This window comes from Mesorhizobium sp. WSM4828, assembly GCF_055811175.1.
On the sequence record NZ_JBVVQK010000002.1, the window covers coordinates 341,543 to 357,567 of the forward strand.

Genomic DNA, 16,025 nt, shown 5'->3' on the forward strand with positions numbered 1-16,025 from the left:
GGAAGGCAGATCGTCTGCCTTCCGGTCTCTCTTTCCAGGGGACTGTCGAATGGCATCGCAGGAAGTTCTTCGCGAGGAGCCAAGCCGCGGTTCCCTCATCAATGATCCTCGCGTCCGCGGTATATTCTTTCAGGCACTGGTCCTTGTCCTGCTGGTAGGCGGGGTCTGGTGGGTTACCCACAATGTCATCGTCAATCTGACGCGCTTGCACATCGCTTCCGGCTTCGGCTTCCTCAAGGGCCGCGCCGGTTTCGATATCAGCGAAAGCGCCATCGCCTATTCGTCGGATTCGACCTATTTCCGAGCCATCCTGGTTGGCTTTATCAACACCGTGATCGTTGCCGTCGTCGGCATCATCACCGCCACCATCATAGGTTTCATCGTCGGCATCGGCCGGCTTTCGCGCAACTGGTTGATCAGGAAAATCTGCACCGTCTATGTCGAGGTGTTTCGCAACATCCCGCCGCTGCTGGTCATCTTCTTCTGGTATTCCGGCGTGCTTGCGGTGCTGCCGCCGCCGCGCGAGAGCATCAATTTGCCATTCGGCTCCTTTCTCAACCAGCGCGGCTTCTATTTTCCGCGCGCTATTTGGGGCGACGGCTCCTGGCTGATCCTGGTCGCTCTGCTCCTCGGCATCGCTATGGCCTGGTTCGTTGCCCGCAAGGCGCGACAGCGGCAGATGGCGACGGGTCAGCCATTCCCGGTGCTCTGGACATCCATAGCGTTGATCGTCGGCTTGCCGCTGCTGGCCTACGCGTTGAGCGGCTTTCCGTTGAGCTTCGAATTCCCGAAACAATCGACCTTCAACCTGGTCGGCGGCTTTCAGGTCAGGCCGGAGTTCCTGTCACTTTATCTGGCGTTGTCCTGCTATACGGCCGCCTTCATCGCCGAGATTGTGCGCGCCGGCATCAGGGGCGTCAGCACGGGCCAGACCGAGGCGGCCGCGGCACTCGGGCTGCGCTCGGGATCGATCCTCAGGCTTGTCGTCGTGCCGCAGGCGATGCGCATCGTTATTCCGCCGCTGACCAGCCAGTATCTCAACCTGACCAAGAACTCTTCGCTCGCCATCGCCATCGGCTATCCGGACCTGACGGCGACCGCTGGCACTGTCTTGAACCAGACCGGGCAGGCGGTCGAAGGCGTGGTGATCATGATGGCTGTCTATCTCGCGCTCAGCCTGATCACGTCGGCGATCATGAATGTCGTCAATGCCAGGATGGCGCTGGTGGAGAGGTAGGGCCATGCAGGAACACGACATGTCCTGGGTGCGGACGGAGATGGTGCTGGCGCAGCCGGCGCCGTCGAGCGAGCGTGGCCTCACCGCCTGGATCCGCAAGAACCTGATTGCCACCACGGGCGACACCATCCTCACCATCGTCGGCATCGCGCTGGTCGCTATGATCCTGCCGCAAATCATCAATTGGGCCTTCATCAACGCCCAGTGGATCGGACCGGACCGCTCGGTCTGCGCCACCGTGGCGCAGGGCGGCATCCAGCCGGACGGCTGGACCGGGGCCTGCTGGGCATTCGTCAACGCCAAGTTCGGCCAGTTCATGTTCGGCACCTATCCCATCGAGGAGCGTTGGCGGCCGATCCTGGTAGCCATCCTGTTCGTGGCACTGCTGGTGCCGCTGCTCGTCCCGAAGGTGCCGCGCAAAGGGCTGAACGCCATTCTTCTTTTCCTGGTGCTGCCGGTCGTCGCCTTCGTTCTGCTGGTCGGCGACATATTCGGCCTGCCGCATGTCGAGACCTCCAGGTGGGGCGGGCTGCTGGTGACGCTCAGCCTGTCTTTCGTCGGCATTGCCGTGTCGTTGCCGATCGGCATCGTGCTGGCGCTCGGCCGGCGCTCGAACATGCCGATCGTCAAGCTGCTGTGCGTGGTCTTTATCGAGACGGTACGCGGCATTCCGCTGATCACGGTGCTGTTCTTTGCCAGCGTGATGCTGCCGCTGTTCCTGCCGGCCGGCGTCAGCTTCGACAAGTTCCTGCGCGCGCTGATCGGCGTGTCGCTGTTTGCCGCCGCCTACATGGCCGAAGTGGTGCGCGGCGGCCTGCAGGCGATCCCCAAAGGCCAGTATGAGGGCGCCGATTCGCTCGGCCTCAGCTACTGGCAGAAGATGGGTCTGGTCGTCATGCCGCAGGCGCTGAAGCTGGTCATTCCCGGCATCGTCAACACCTTCATCGGCATGTTCAAGGACACCAGCCTGGTCATCGTCATCTCGATGTTCGACCTCCTCGGCATCGTCAAGCAGAACTTCTCCGACGCCAATTGGGCGACGCCGCAGACGGCCAGATCCGGCCTAGTGTTCGCGGCCTTCATCTTCTGGCTGTTCTGTTTCGGCATGTCGCGCTATTCAATGTACACGGAACGCCGTCTCGACACCGGCCACAAACGCTAAAAAGGGGACCTTGTCATGGCTATAGAAAACGCCGTCAGCGCGGAAGAGATCAAGGTCAATGCCGCCAAGATGCACATTTCGACCACCGATGTCGCCATCGACATCATTGCCATGCACAAATGGTACGGCGAATTCCATGTGCTGAAGGACATCAATCTAAGGGTGATGCGCGGCGAGCGGATCGTCATCTGCGGCCCGTCGGGCTCCGGCAAATCGACGATGATCCGCTGCATCAACCGGCTGGAGGAACACCAGAAGGGCAAGATCATAGTCGACGGCAAGGAACTGACCAACGATCTGAAGAAGATCGACGAGGTGCGCCGCGAGGTCGGCATGGTGTTCCAGCACTTCAACCTGTTCCCGCATCTGACCATTCTGGAAAATTGCACGCTGGCGCCGATCTGGGTGCGTAAGATGCCGCGGAAGCAGGCCGAGGAAATCGCCATGCATTTCCTCAAGCGCGTCAAGATCCCGGAACAGGCCAACAAATATCCCGGCCAGCTTTCCGGCGGCCAGCAACAGCGCGTGGCGATCGCCCGCTCGCTGTGCATGAACCCGCGCATCATGCTTTTCGACGAGCCGACCTCGGCTCTCGATCCGGAAATGATCAAGGAAGTGCTGGAGACGATGGTCGGGCTGGCCGAGGAAGGCATGACCATGCTCTGCGTCACCCACGAAATGGGCTTTGCGCGCAAAGTCGCTAACCGGGTGATCTTCATGGATCAGGGTCAGATCGTCGAGCAGAACACGCCGGCCGAGTTCTTCGACCACCCGCGCCATGAGCGCACGAAGCTGTTCCTGTCGCAGATCCTGCACTGATCCTGTACGCCGGTTCGGGACAAGACCGGCGGACCGGGCTCTCTGTCTTGCTTGGCTCCGCGCGTATTCGACGAGTGGTGATGCTCGGGGGATCTGCTCGATGGCGAGCATCGGGAACTATCTTAGCACCCACAATCCTCCTGCGACGATCACCGCATATCGTGCAGCCTTGCCTAATGCGACAAGCATCACGAATACGCCGAGATGGATGCGGGCCGCGCCTGCCACGACGGTGAAGGCGTCCCCGACGACCGGCAGCCAGGCGAACAGGAGCAAGCACGCGCCAAAGCGGCGAAAGGTCCGGCTCGCCCGCTCGTATCGTTCACGAGTGACGGGAAACCATCGCCTGGACTGGAGCGTGTCGATGCCACGCCCCAGCATCCAGTTCACCACCGAGCCGAGCGTGTTGCCGATCGTGGCGATCGCACAAAGCAGCACCGGATCGCCACGGCCGCTGGCGATCAAGCTGGCGAGCACAACTTCCGACGAGAACGGCAAGATCGTTGCGGCGAGGAATGCGCTGGTGAACAGGACGCCATAGATTGCCAGTGCAGCCACGTCGAACGACCGACTAGGCCTGCACGTCGACGACGCCCATCATGCCGAGCTGCTCGTGCTCCAGGATGTGGCAATGATACATCCTCCGCCCGGGGCGATCCTGGCGCAGCAAAAGCCGCACCGTTTCGCCGCGTGCCACGTTGACCGTGTCCTTCCAGGCGAGATAGGCCGGTTTCGAGACCTGCCCACCACGTTCGTGCTCGACCACCTGGAACTGCGTCCCGTGCACATGGAACGGATGGTCCATGTCGGCATTGTTGACGATTTCCCAGAGCTCGACCTGTCCTGTTTTCGACACCACGTCGATGCGGCCCATGTCGAACGCCGCGCCGTTGATCAGGAAGCCCATCTGCATATCCGTCGCGCTCATCGTCATCGTTTCGGTGAACACGAAACGCCGGCTGACAGCAGGAGTGCCAAGTTGCGCAATTGGTCGAAGCCTTTCCGGCAGCGGAGGAAACGCCTCTGCAGGCGTGTCCGAAAAATTGACCGTAAGCAATGTCAGACCTGCATCGGCGGGGCGGCCTGCGCCCATCCAGCCGCGATCGTAGTCGAGCGTGTTCAGGGTGACGGGGCCGGGCTTCTCAAACGAGGCGATCAGTTCAAGGCGTTCCGCCGGGCTGAGCAGGACATCCTTGGCTGCCACCGGCGCCTCCAGCAGACCGCCATCGGTGCCGATGATCGTCATGGGTGCGCCGTCGAAGGAGAGCCGCAAAAAGCGCGCGTTGGTCGCGTTGTAGAACCGAAATCGCCGCTTTGTTCCAAACGGGACCGATAGCGCGGGATTTTTCTGTCCGTTGACCAGCACGTGATCGCCGACGCGCCCGTTCATCAAATCGACCATGGTGTTGTCCGGCATGGTGCCGTCGGCGGCAAGGCGAAGGTCTGTGAACACCAGCACAGTGTCGCCATACTCGGCCGGGATCGGGTCCGCCTTCGGCTTGACCACGAACGCGCCGGCAAGTCCGCGATAGACCTGCTCGGCCGTCTTGCCGTGCGGATGCGGATGATACCAGTACGACCCCGCGCTTCCTTCGGGCAGTTCGAAGCTGTAGGTGCGCTCCGTGCCCGTCGCAACGGGATCCATCGGATTGCCATCCTGGTCAGCCGGAACCGGCATGCCATGCCAATGGATGGTGCTGGTCTCTTCAGGAATTCGGTTCGTGAACGCAATTTCGACACGGTCGCCTTCAGTCACCTCGATCAATGGCCCCGGGCTCATGCCGTTGTACCCAAGGATTGGCGTGTCGAGTCCTTCTGCAAAGCGAACCATGGCGGGTTCAGCCGTGAGGTTCGCTCTGAACAGGCGGGGTGTATCGGCTTCATTGCCTAGCAGCTGCAACTCGCGCAACGCCTGGCCCTCAGGCAGCATGGCTGCGCTTTTTGGCGCCGCGCCCATGTCGTGGCCCGCGTGCCCCATATCCATGCCGGGCATCTCGTCCATCTTCATCTGGGCGATGGCGCGCGGACTAGCGAGAACCGTGGCAGCGCCTGCCGCCAGAAAACTGCGTCGATTCATGTGTTGTCTCCGAGATTAAGGTCACGCGCGTCGGCACGCGGTATAACTCAGGTGGCACGCTCCGTAGCCAGATTGGCGCCTTTTCAAGGGGGCGACGGCATTCATGGGTTTGCAGCTCCAACTGGGTGGCTGCCACTCGATAAAGGTTCCCATAACGGGAAGGTCAAGGGGCAAATTTCGAATGCTGCTTCGGCACGGCAGCGATGATTTGAGCTGGCTCAAAAGCCCTTGACCTTCCCGTGATGGGAAGCCTCATAACAACCCCACTGGAGGAAAGCTGCAAAGATAAGACTGAAAGTTCCGGAATGGGCTGCGGGCAGGCGTCATCAGGTCAGTCGGTTACAACGAAAAAATAGGCCGCCCGTGCGGCGAAAGGCCAGCACGGATCATAAGCGCGCCAGCCGCGTTTGTTGCCATTAGGAGTTGTATAACAAGCCGCGTGGGCACGTGCGGCGGCAGGTCAAGGGCTCATCCTGATGCTTATCCAACCGATCGATTATTTCCTCGTCGTCTGGTTCGCGCTGGCGCTGGCTTCGACGCTTTATGTCGGCTTCGACCAATATCGCAACAATCCCGAGCCGGTGGTGATGAAATGGGGCTTCATCCTGGTCACCCTCTATATGGGTCCGCTCGGCTTGCTGCTTTACGTGCTCGCCGACAAGGAGCCACGGCCGGGCGAGCATGAGGTGTTCACTCGGCCGCTCTGGAAGCAGGGCGTCGGCTCCACCATCCACTGCGTCGCCGGCGATGCCACCGGCATCATTCTTGCCGCCGCCGTCACGGCGGCGCTCGGCCTGCCGATGTGGATCGACCTGATCGTCGAATATCTCGCCGGCTTTGCCTTCGGCCTGTTCATCTTCCAGTCGCTGTTCATGAAATCGATGATGGGCGGCACCTATTGGGAGAACGTGCGCAAGAGCTTCCTGCCCGAATTCATCTCGATGAACTTCATGATGGCCGGCATGGCGCCGGTCATGAGCTTCCTGATGATGGGCCGCGACATGCGCGCGATGGAACCGACGGAGCTTTTGTTCTGGGGCGTGATGTCGATTGGCGTCATCGCCGGTTTTGCGCTTGCCTATCCGGCCAATGTCTGGCTGGTCGCCCGCGGCTTGAAGCATGGGCTGATGACGCAGCGCGCGCAGGCAGCCGGCATCGATGGTCGGGAGCAGCCTGCAACGAGGCAGCATGCGCAGATGCAAATGCAGCAGGCCGATGCCAGTGGCCATCGCGGACAGCGCCACAATATGGCTTCCCACAAAGGCAAAGGCGGCGGCCATCACATGGAGACGGATGCCACGACGCCGCAGGTCGCTGCCCTGGGTGCCGTCTCCCTGCTGGCGCTCGCCATCGGCATGGTCGCACCTGCGAACTGGCTGAACCTGACGCTGTCGGCACGCGACGTCGGCGGGGTGATCATGCCGCAAGGCATGATCATGGATCGCGACACGCCGGCCGATACGATGCGCGACATGGCCGCTACCGATCCACGCCTCGTGGCCGCCTCTTATGGCCTGACGGCAAGGGGCGACCAGGAACTGCCGTTCCGGATGGAGAACGGCATCAAGGTGTTCGAGCTCAGGCCTTCAGTGGTCCGCTGGCAGATCCTGCCGGACGTTGCGGTCGACGCCTATGCCTATAATGGCCAGATTCCCGGCCCGCGAATTCACATTCGCCAGGGCGATCGGGTCAGGATCAACGTCACCAACGGCCTGCCTGAGGAAACGACAGTGCATTGGCATGGCTTGATCTTGCCGAACCAGATGGATGGACCGGCCGAAATCACGCAGGCGCCGATCGAGCCCGGCCAATCCTATTCATACGAATTCACCGCAACCCAGCACGGAACCTATTTCTACCACCCCCATGCCAAGCCGGACCGGACCCAGGCGCTCGGCCTCTACGGTGCGCTGATCATCGATCCCGCCAATCCCGCCGACGAGGTCGCGGCCGACCATGATTACGTCATCGAGCTTCAGGAATGGCTGGTGCGGGAAGGGCTGACCTACCCGTCGATGCCGATGGACGGCGGCATGCCGAATTTCTTCACCATCAACGGCAAGGCCTATCCCTCGACCGAGACGATCCCGATGAAGGTCGGCGAGACGCTCAAGGTGCGGTTCATCGGCACCAACAACGGCTTCATCCATCCGATGCATATCCATGGCGGACCGTTCGAGGTCGTTGCCCGCGACGGCGAGACGATTCCTGCGTCGGGTCGTTTCCTTGCTGATACGATCAACGTCGGGCCGGGTCAGCGCTACGACGTGATCTGGAAGGCGCAGCGTCCGGGCAAATGGCTGATCCATTGCCACATCCCGCATCACACCACGAACAACAATGTCGAGGAGAAGGGCGGCGGCGGGCTGATGGTCGTGATCGATGTGACATGACCGGCGTCGACTGGGCTCGTTCCAACTGCTGCACCCGCCCGGGAGCCATGCAGTGGCTGAAACCATATTTTCTCTCAGGTTGATGTGATCTGCCAGACGGCGACGCCGGCAAGGGCGAGACCGGCGGCGCCCTCAATGGTCCGGGAGATGGTTTCGAACAGCCGTGGCTGGCGCGCGAAAAACTGTACAAGCCGTTCCCGAAACAGGATCGACAACACCGCGACGCAGGACAGCGTCAGCGCCACGCCGACCATCATGGTGACGGCAAACAGGACGCCCGCTGCCGGAACACCCCTGGAGATCGCGAAAGTCATCGCGAACAGCGTCAGCGGGCAGGGGATCAGACCTGCCATGACGCCGACAGCCTCGCCCTCGTGCCTGTGGTGATGGCTGTGGCTCAAAGCGCGCCAGAGCATCCAGACGCCAATGAGGCCGAGCAGCCCACGACTGATATGCTCCAGAAGCGGAGCGCGGCCGACGCTGCCCAATGCTATGGAGACCAGTGGCAGCGAGAGAGCCGCAATCAGAACGGCAATCGTCACATGCGTGAACGACAGCGTGATAGATACGAGCAGGCCGCGCGAGACCTTCGCATCCGAACCGGCAAGATAAGTCGCCAGAACGGCCTTGCTATGACCCGGCGTCAGCGCATGAGCAGCCCCGAACACGACGCCCATCGGCAGGAAAGCCACGAACGCCAGCCAATTGCCTCCGGCCGCAAGCAGCTTGATCTGTTCGCCGAGCGTCAGATAGATCGCGCGCTGAAATTCGACGAGCGTCTGGAACATCGGACGAGACTAGCAGAAAATCGGCGAGCGTCAGTGCATGTGGCCATGGTCGTGCGTGTGCTCGTGAGGATGGTCGTTCTCTCCACGTTCCGTTGAAAACCGCACATTCGCCTCAGCCAGGGCCGGCATATGCTGGGACAGTTCGTCCTTCAGCGCTGCCGCGATCTTGTTCGCATCCGACAGCGACAGGGTTTCGTCTGCGGCAATTGCGATGTCGGCGTGCAATCTGTGTCCGATCCAACGCGCCTTGGCATCGACAATGCGTGCGCCCGGAACATGCTCGGCGGCATGTCGGATTTCGTCCATCACACCGGGTTCGATTCCATCCAGCATGCGGGTCAGCACCGAACGTGCCGATTGCCAGACGACACCGAAGATCGCAATCGTGATCAGCAGGCCGACGATCGGGTCGGCCAAGGAAAAGCCGAGCCAGACGCCGATGGCTCCGATGACCACGGCAAGGCTGGTAAGTCCGTCGGTGCGGGCGTGGTAGCCGTCGGCAATCAGTGCCGCGCTGTTGATTTCGCGGCCGACGCGGATACGGAACACGGCAACCGCCTCGTTGCCGAGGAAGCCGACAATGCCCGCCGCCGTCAGCCAGCCGAGGTGTGTCACCACTTGCGGATTGATCAGCCTGTCGATGGCCTGGTAGGCGGCGACAACAGCGCTGAACAGGATGATGAGCACGATAGTGATGCCGGCCAGATCCTCGACCCGCCCCAAGCCATAGGTGAAGGTCCGCGACGGCTTGCGCCGCGCCAGCACGAACGCAATCCATAGCGGGATCGCCGTGGTCGCATCGCCGATGTTATGGATTGTGTCGGCCAGCAGCGCCACACTTCCCGACAGCACAACGACGACCATCTGCAGCGCCGCGGTGATGGCCAGGATCACGAACGACCATTTGATTGCCCAGATACCCCGGTCGGTGGTGGCAATTGTCGCATCGATGACGCCATGGGTGTGGCCGTGCGAACCGTGATCGCCATGATGATGTGCGGCGTGCGAGCCGAACCCGAACCATTCCAGAATGGGGGCTACAATGGCATTCATAGATACTTCGCCAGCTGCTTGAGTTCCGCCAGCGAGTTGCCGCCGGTTTCCACGCTGTCCGTCAGGCAATGCTCGATGTGGTCGTTGATCAGCTCGCGCTTGGCGCTGCTGATCGCTTTTTCGACGGCATGAAGCTGCTGCGCCAGATCAACGCAAGGGCGATGCGCCTCGATCATGGCCAGCACCGCCGCGAGGTGGCCTTGCGCGCGCTTCAGGCGCTTTGTGATGGAAGGATGCGAGGCGTGGAGGTGATTTGACATGCCCCAGCATATCCTCCCGGGGAGGATACGCGTCAAGCTCTAAGTCAGCTGTGCAACTTCCGGAGAGGCTTCACCTTGAGCATTGCTTGTTCTATGCCTTCCGCATGAAGAAGCTTGCCCGTTTTCTTGGCCTGCTAGCCGTTGCAATAGCGCTAGCGGTAGCGCTGGGCACGCTGCTGCCGCGCCCGCTCTGGCCGGCGGCCGTTGCCGATCCGATCGGCGCAAGCCACCGTATCCTGGTGCTGCAAAATCCGATCCACACCGACATCGCCATCCCGGTCGACGACGATGTGCGCCGGCGCTTCCACTTTCTGGTCGATGCCGGCATTCCGGTCGACATGGCGGAGGTCCGCTACATCGCCTTCGGCTGGGGCGGCCGCGCTTTCTATCTGGAGACGCCGACCTGGTCGGAGCTGAAGGCGGTGCCGGTGATGAAGGCGCTGACGGTCGATGCATCGGTGATGCATGTCGACGTTTCCGGCGACATCGCCGAGCCGCATCCCGAAGTCGCGGGTTTCGACATCGGCGAGGAGCGGTTTACGGCGCTGCTCGATTACATTGCGGCAAGCTTCCAGCAGGGGCCGAACGGAGCCATTCCGATCGAGAATGCGGCCTATTCCCGTTTCGATCGTTTCTTCGAAGCCAATGGTGATTTCAACGCGCTGATCGGCTGCAACACCTGGACGGCGGCGGCGCTGCGCACGGCCGGCCTGCGCACCGGCTGGTGGAACCCGCTGCCGGCATCGCTCGGCCTGTCGATGCGGCTTTACAATTGAAGAGGGTTCCGGCTGATCAACGCCGCGATCCTTCGCGCCCCTCTCTGTCCTGCCGGCCTATCGAGCTTCATCGCCGATCCCCAGACTCGCGCGCCCGCCAGCCATAAAGCCAATCAAGATCGGCGGCGAGCTTTTCGGGTGAGCGCATCGCCAGGAACAGGTTGCGGGCCATCGCCACCGGCCCGGCCGCATGCCAGGCGAGGCGATTGACGGCGCCGCGGCGGGCAACCTGGGCGACGCGCGGCCGCCGCGCCTGTTCCCAGGCGGCAAGCGCCCCCTCAAGATCGGACGGCGAAGCGGCAACGAAGCCGGCAAGCGTCGCCGCGTCCTCGATCGCCATCGCCGCGCCCTGCGCGGCAAACGGCGTCATCGCGTGCGCCGCATCGCCGATCAGCGCGATGCCTTGCGGCGTCGTCCACCGCCGCTGCTCGACAGTGTGGATCGGCCATGCCGTCCACGGTGCCGCTTCGCTCGCCAGACGGACCAGCGCCGGCGCGGTACCGCGCATGGCGCTTGAGAGGCTGGCGGGGTCGGCATGCCCCGACCAGCCCTCGGCGATGCGCTTGCCCCTGGTGAAGGCGGCGAAATTGAAGGCAGTGCCACGGCTGACCGGATAGGCGACCATATGGAATCCGGAATAGAGGAATGCGCTAACGCAATCGGCCGCACCGATCGCTGCAAAGGTTTGTCCGGCGGGGCTGTCGGCGGCCACCGTGGCGCGCCAGGCAAGCTCGCCGGAAAACCGGCTCCTACCGAATTCGACCGCCTTGCGGGCAAGCGTTTCTCGCACCGACGACCAGACGCCATCCGCGCCGATCAGCAACGATGCTTCCGTTTCGATGGCCGTGCCGGCAACCTCGACTATTGCGGTGATGCCATTCGGTCCGGTGGCGACGCTGCCGACGCGGGCGCCGGTGACAAGCTCGACCTCGGGCCGCTCGGCTATCCGCTGCATCAGCGCTGACTGCAGATCGGCGCGGTGGGCAACGAGATAGGGCGCTCCCCAGCGCGTTTCTGCCGCCTGGCCAAGCGGTACGCGCGCCAGCTCGCGCAGCGTGGCGGCATCCTTGAGCACGACCGCCTCCGGGCGCACCACCGTCGGCAGCAGCCGATCGAGTACGCCTAATTGTCGAAGAATGCACGTCGCGTTGGGTGAAAGCTGGATACCGGCGCCGGCAGCCTCGAGGTGCTGCGCCTGTTCGAACAGTTTTATCCGATAGCCGCGCTCGGCGAAGGCAAGTGCTGCGGTCAGCCCGGCGACGCCCGCCCCGGCGATGACCACCTGCCGGGACTGCGTTTCCTGCATCAGGCTTGTCGCGGAAGAATCAGGCGGCCTGGTCGAGATAGAGGCAGCCCGGCGGCTGCGTTTCCAATGCCTTCAGCTTCGGCGAATAGCGATAGAGCGTCGAGCAGTAGGGGCAGACTTTTTCATTGTCGTCGCCCATGTCGAGAAATACATGCGGGTGGTCGAAAGGCGGATTGGCGCCGGTGCACATGAATTCCTTGACGCCGATGTCGATTGCCGGATAGCCCGCATCGTTCTGGAAATGGGGAATGGAACCGCCTGCCATCGTCGTCTCCTGATCTTGTCGATTGCATCTGGATCATAACCCGTCTCTTTGCAAGATCGATGAAATGAAACTGTCGCAAAAGCCTGTCAGAGGATAAGTTAAGCCGGTTAAGGCTGTGGTCGTCGAACGGTGTGGGAAGAGCGGAAACCATGAACGAACTGAAGCCGGTCCAGAACGAATTCATCACCGTCGAGGCGGCGAGCCCCGAAGGCGGCAACCCCGACCGCTTCGTCAACCGCGAATTTTCCTGGCTGCAATTCAACCGACGCGTGCTCGAAGAGTCGCTGAACGCCAATCATCCGCTGCTCGAGCGTGTTCGCTTCCTGTCGATATCGGCCGCCAATCTCGACGAGTTCTTCATGGTCCGCGTCGCCGGTCTCGCCGGCCAGGTGCGCGAGGGCATCGTGCTGAAGAGCCCGGACGGACGCACGCCCGAGCAGCAGCTTGAACAATTGCTGCGCGAGGTCGAGCGCCTGCAGGAGGACCAGCAAAAAAGCCTTTCGGCGCTGATGCTGCTGCTAGACAAGGAAGGCATTGAGAGCATCACTCGCGAGGCGCTGAGCAAGGACGAGAAGGCCTGGCTGGAGGACCATTTCCAGGAGCAGGTATTTCCGGTGCTGACGCCGTTGTCGATCGATCCGGCGCATCCGTTCCCGTTCATTCCCAATCTCGGTTTCTCGATGGCGCTGCAATTGCGCCACCGCAAGAACGGCGAGGAGATGAGTGCGCTTTTGCGCCTGCCGATGGCGCTGAGGCGGTTCATCCGTTTGCCGGATCGCAAGCGCCATGTCCGCTTCATCCCGCTCGAGGAGGCGGTCGGCCTTTATATCGGCAAGCTGTTCCCAGGCTATGAGGTCAAGGGCTCCGGCACGTTCCGTATCATCCGCGACAGCGATATCGAGGTCGAGGAAGAGTCCGAGGATCTGGTGCGCTTGTTCGAGACGGCGCTGAAGCGGCGACGCCGCGGCTCCGTCATCCGTATCGAATTCGACATGCTGATGCCGCCCGAATTGCGCGACTTCGTCGCCGGCGAGCTTGGCGTCTCGGCAAGCCGCATCAGCGTGCTCACCGGTCCGCTGGCGCTCAGCCAGATTTCGGAGATCGTCGCCGTCGCCCGCGACGATCTGAAATTCACCCCCTACAATCCGCGCTTTCCGGAGCGCATCCGCGAGCATGGCGGCGATTGCTTTGCCGCTATCCGCGAGAAGGACATCATCGTCCACCACCCTTACGAATCGTTCGACGTCGTGGTGCAGTTCTTGCGCCAGGCAATGGCCGACCCGGAAGTGGTGGCGATCAAGCAGACGCTCTATCGCACCTCCAACGACAGCCCGATCGTGCGGGCTTTGGTCGATGCGGCGGAAGCCGGCAAGTCGGTGACCGCACTGGTCGAGCTCAAGGCGCGTTTCGACGAGGAGGCCAACATCCGCTGGGCCCGCGACCTCGAGCGCGCCGGCGTCCAGGTCGTCTTCGGCTTTCTCGAACTGAAGACCCACGCGAAAATGTCGCTGGTGGTGCGGCGCGAGGATGGCAGGCTGCGCAATTACGTGCATCTGGGCACCGGCAACTACCACCCGGTCACCGCCCGCATCTACACCGATCTGTCCTTCTTCACCACCGACCCGACAATCGCGCGCGATGTCGCCCAGTTGTTCAATTTCATCACCGGCTATGCCGAGCCGGCCGAGCAGATGCGGCTGGCCATCTCGCCGTTCACGCTGCGCGACCGCATCCTCCAGCACATTTCGGACGAGATCAGCCACGCGCTGGAGGGCAGACCGGCCCGCATCTGGATGAAGATGAATGCCTTGGTCGACCCGATCGTCATCGATGCGCTCTACGATGCCAGCCGCGCCGGCGTCGAGATCGATCTCGTGGTGCGCGGCATCTGCTGCCTGAGACCGCAGGTGCCCGGCCTGTCGGAGAACATCAGGGTGAAGTCGATCGTCGGGCGTTTCCTAGAGCACAGCCGCATCTACTGCTTCGGCAACGGCCACGGCCTGCCCTCGGACGGGGCGATCGTCTACATCTCCTCGGCCGATTTGATGCCACGCAATCTCGACCGCCGCGTCGAGACCATGGTACCGATCACCAATCCAACTGTGCATGAGCAGGTGCTCGGCCAGATCATGCTCGGCAACATCATGGACAACCAGCAAAGTTTCGACGTATTGGCTGACGGAACCTCCCGGCGCGTCGTGCTGGAGGAGGGCGAGGAACCGTTCAACGCGCAGGAATATTTCATGACCAATCCGAGCCTGTCCGGACGGGGCGATGCGTTGAAGTCGCATGCGCCCAAGCGCATCGCGCAGTTCAAGCGCCGCAAGAAACAGAACGCAGCGACGGGCTGATGATTTCAGCATCCCAGGGCCGGCTTCAGGACCGCCGACCGCTGTCCATCATCGATATCGGGTCGAATTCGATCCGTCTTGTCATCTATGAGGGGCTGGCGCGCTCGCCGACCTTGCTGTTCAACGAAAAGATGCTGGCCGGCCTCGGCCGTGGCATCGTTTCGACCGGAAAACTCGATCCCGAGGCGGTGACGCGCTCGATGGAAGAGTTCCGCCGCTTCCGCGCGCTTTCCGACCAGGCCGGCGCCGAGCGCATATATGTGCTGGCGACCGCCGCCGCTCGCGAGGCCGTCAACGGCCCCGACTTCATCCACCGCGCCGAGGATGTGCTCAAGACCGAGATCCAGGTGCTGAGCGGCCGCGAGGAAGCGCATTATTCGGCGCTCGGCGTCATCTCCGGTTTCCACCCGGCCAACGGCATCGCCGGCGACCTTGGCGGCGGCAGCCTCGAACTGATCGATATCGACGGCGAGACGATCGGTGACGGCATCACGCTGCCGTTGGGCGGGCTGCGCCTGCAGGACATGGCGAAGAACTCGCTGACCCAGGCGGCAAGGATCACGCGCGAGCAACTGGCACGGGCGAAATTGCTGAAGGGCGGGCAGGGCAGGGCCTTCTACACGGTCGGCGGCACCTGGCGAAATCTCGCCCGGCTGCACATGGAAATGACCAACTACCCGCTCGGCGTCATGCATCACTACGAAATCGGCATCGAAAGCGCCGCGAACTTCCTCCGGCAGGTCGCCAGGGCCGAGATCGACAAGATCAGAGGCATCGAGGGCATCTCCAAGAACCGCCGCTCGCTGCTGCCCTATGGCGCCATCGTGCTGCAGGAGATCATGGCGGCGATGCAGCCGTCGAAGATCATCGTGTCGGCGCTGGGCGTGCGCGAGGGCTTTCTCTATTCGCTGCTCGACAAGGCCGAGCAGAAAGCCGATCCGCTGATCTCGGCGGCGGAAGAGCTTGCCCGCCTGCGCTCGCGCTCGGTCGACCACGCGCATGAGCTTGTCGAGTGGACCGGCAAGGCGTTCGCCGCCTTCGGCATCGACGAGACCAGGGATGAGGCGCGCTACCGCCACGCCGCCTGCCTGCTCGCCGATATCGGCTGGCGCGCCCATCCCGAATATCGCGGCAAGCAATCGCTCAACATCATCGCCCACGCTTCCTTCATCGGCGTCGACCATCCCGGCCGCGCCTTCCTGGCGCTTGTCAGCCTGTTTCGCCACGAGGGCGTGTTCAATGAAGCCGCTCCGGAAATCCGCGGGCTGGCGACACCGCGCTATCTCGAACGGGCTCGCGTGCTGGCCGCGCTGCTGCGCGTCGTCTATTTGCTGAGCGCGGCAATGCCCGGCGTCATGCCGCGGCTGAAATGGGAAAACCGCGGCAATGGCGTGCTGGCGCTGGTGCTGCCGGCAGCGCTGGCCGATCTTTACGGCGAACGGCCGGCCGGTCGGCTGGCACAGCTGGCAAGGGTCACCAACCGCCGGCTGGTGCTTGCGGTCGAGGGCGGGCCGAGCGTTTCTGTCAAATAGGCTGTC

At 62.6% G+C, this 16,025-nt stretch carries 14 protein-coding genes; 7 read left to right on the plus strand and 7 right to left on the minus strand.

From position 1 onward, the window contains the following. Positions 1-49 precede the first annotated feature (49 nt). The 3 genes from AC0L2X_RS04445 to AC0L2X_RS04455 all read left to right on the plus strand — a co-directional run bounded on the left by AC0L2X_RS04445 (position 50) and on the right by AC0L2X_RS04455 (position 3,218). Positions 50-1,237, plus strand: a complete 1,188-nt coding sequence (locus AC0L2X_RS04445; protein WP_473554737.1) for an amino acid ABC transporter permease — start codon at positions 50-52, stop codon at positions 1,235-1,237. A gap of 4 nt (positions 1,238-1,241) precedes the next feature. Continuing rightward, the gene (locus AC0L2X_RS04450) at positions 1,242-2,399 is read left to right on the plus strand and encodes an amino acid ABC transporter permease (RefSeq protein ID WP_473554740.1); all 1,158 of its coding nucleotides are present in this window, start codon (positions 1,242-1,244) and stop codon (positions 2,397-2,399) included. A 69-nt stretch (positions 2,400-2,468) separates the two neighbouring features. Continuing rightward, positions 2,469-3,218 carry an amino acid ABC transporter ATP-binding protein gene (locus tag AC0L2X_RS04455; protein WP_473554827.1) on the plus strand — a complete coding sequence of 250 codons (750 nt, stop codon included), beginning with the start codon at positions 2,469-2,471 and terminating at the stop codon, positions 3,216-3,218. A gap of 117 nt (positions 3,219-3,335) precedes the next feature. On the opposite strand, the gene AC0L2X_RS04460 is transcribed toward AC0L2X_RS04455, so the two are convergent. Both AC0L2X_RS04460 and AC0L2X_RS04465 read right to left on the minus strand, forming a co-directional pair. Continuing rightward, the gene (locus AC0L2X_RS04460) at positions 3,336-3,776 is read right to left on the minus strand and encodes a YqaA family protein (protein ID WP_473554742.1); all 441 of its coding nucleotides are present in this window, start codon (positions 3,774-3,776) and stop codon (positions 3,336-3,338) included. Between the two features lie 13 nt (positions 3,777-3,789). Further along, on the minus strand, positions 3,790-5,226 hold the full coding sequence (locus tag AC0L2X_RS04465; protein WP_473599283.1) for a multicopper oxidase family protein: 1,437 nt from the start codon (positions 5,224-5,226) through the stop codon (positions 3,790-3,792). Positions 5,227-5,771: 545 nt separating this feature from the next. Here AC0L2X_RS04465 and AC0L2X_RS04470 point away from each other — a divergent pair. Continuing rightward, entirely contained in the window at positions 5,772-7,688 is a 1,917-nt protein-coding gene (locus tag AC0L2X_RS04470) for a multicopper oxidase domain-containing protein (protein ID WP_473554746.1), read from the plus strand. A gap of 74 nt (positions 7,689-7,762) precedes the next feature. On the opposite strand, the gene AC0L2X_RS04475 is transcribed toward AC0L2X_RS04470, so the two are convergent. From AC0L2X_RS04475 to AC0L2X_RS04485, 3 genes are read right to left on the minus strand one after another with little or no spacing between them, the layout of a single operon-like run. Beyond that, positions 7,763-8,476 (minus strand): HoxN/HupN/NixA family nickel/cobalt transporter, encoded by a 714-nt coding sequence (locus AC0L2X_RS04475; RefSeq protein ID WP_473554748.1) that lies wholly within the window; start codon positions 8,474-8,476, stop codon positions 7,763-7,765. 30 nt (positions 8,477-8,506) lie between these two features. Continuing rightward, positions 8,507-9,529, minus strand: coding sequence for a cation diffusion facilitator family transporter (locus AC0L2X_RS04480; RefSeq protein WP_473554750.1), 1,023 nt, complete (start codon positions 9,527-9,529; stop codon positions 8,507-8,509). Then, entirely contained in the window at positions 9,526-9,789 is a 264-nt protein-coding gene (locus AC0L2X_RS04485; RefSeq protein WP_473599284.1) for a metal-sensing transcriptional repressor, read from the minus strand. The genes AC0L2X_RS04480 and AC0L2X_RS04485 overlap by 4 nt, the downstream gene beginning before the upstream one ends. Before the next feature lie 104 nt (positions 9,790-9,893). Here AC0L2X_RS04485 and AC0L2X_RS04490 point away from each other — a divergent pair, with 104 nt between their 5' ends. Then, positions 9,894-10,565 carry a TIGR02117 family protein gene (locus AC0L2X_RS04490; protein WP_473554828.1) on the plus strand — a complete coding sequence of 224 codons (672 nt, stop codon included), beginning with the start codon at positions 9,894-9,896 and terminating at the stop codon, positions 10,563-10,565. A 67-nt stretch (positions 10,566-10,632) separates the two neighbouring features. Here the strand turns inward: AC0L2X_RS04490 and AC0L2X_RS04495 are convergent, their stop codons facing one another. After that, on the minus strand, positions 10,633-11,871 hold the full coding sequence (locus AC0L2X_RS04495; RefSeq protein ID WP_473554752.1) for an FAD-dependent monooxygenase: 1,239 nt from the start codon (positions 11,869-11,871) through the stop codon (positions 10,633-10,635). A gap of 19 nt (positions 11,872-11,890) precedes the next feature. Continuing rightward, on the minus strand, positions 11,891-12,136 hold the full coding sequence (locus AC0L2X_RS04500) for a zinc-finger domain-containing protein (protein ID WP_023677627.1): 246 nt from the start codon (positions 12,134-12,136) through the stop codon (positions 11,891-11,893). A 149-nt stretch (positions 12,137-12,285) separates the two neighbouring features. Here AC0L2X_RS04500 and AC0L2X_RS04505 point away from each other — a divergent pair, with 149 nt between their 5' ends. Together AC0L2X_RS04505 and ppx are read left to right on the plus strand one after the other, a co-directional pair. Then, positions 12,286-14,487: an RNA degradosome polyphosphate kinase gene (locus AC0L2X_RS04505; RefSeq protein ID WP_473554755.1), complete on the plus strand. Its 2,202-nt coding sequence runs from the start codon at positions 12,286-12,288 to the stop codon at positions 14,485-14,487. After that, positions 14,487-16,019, plus strand: a complete 1,533-nt coding sequence (ppx, locus tag AC0L2X_RS04510) for an exopolyphosphatase (protein WP_473554757.1) — start codon at positions 14,487-14,489, stop codon at positions 16,017-16,019. The genes AC0L2X_RS04505 and ppx overlap by 1 nt, the downstream gene beginning before the upstream one ends. The last annotated feature ends 6 nt before the right edge of the window (positions 16,020-16,025 follow it).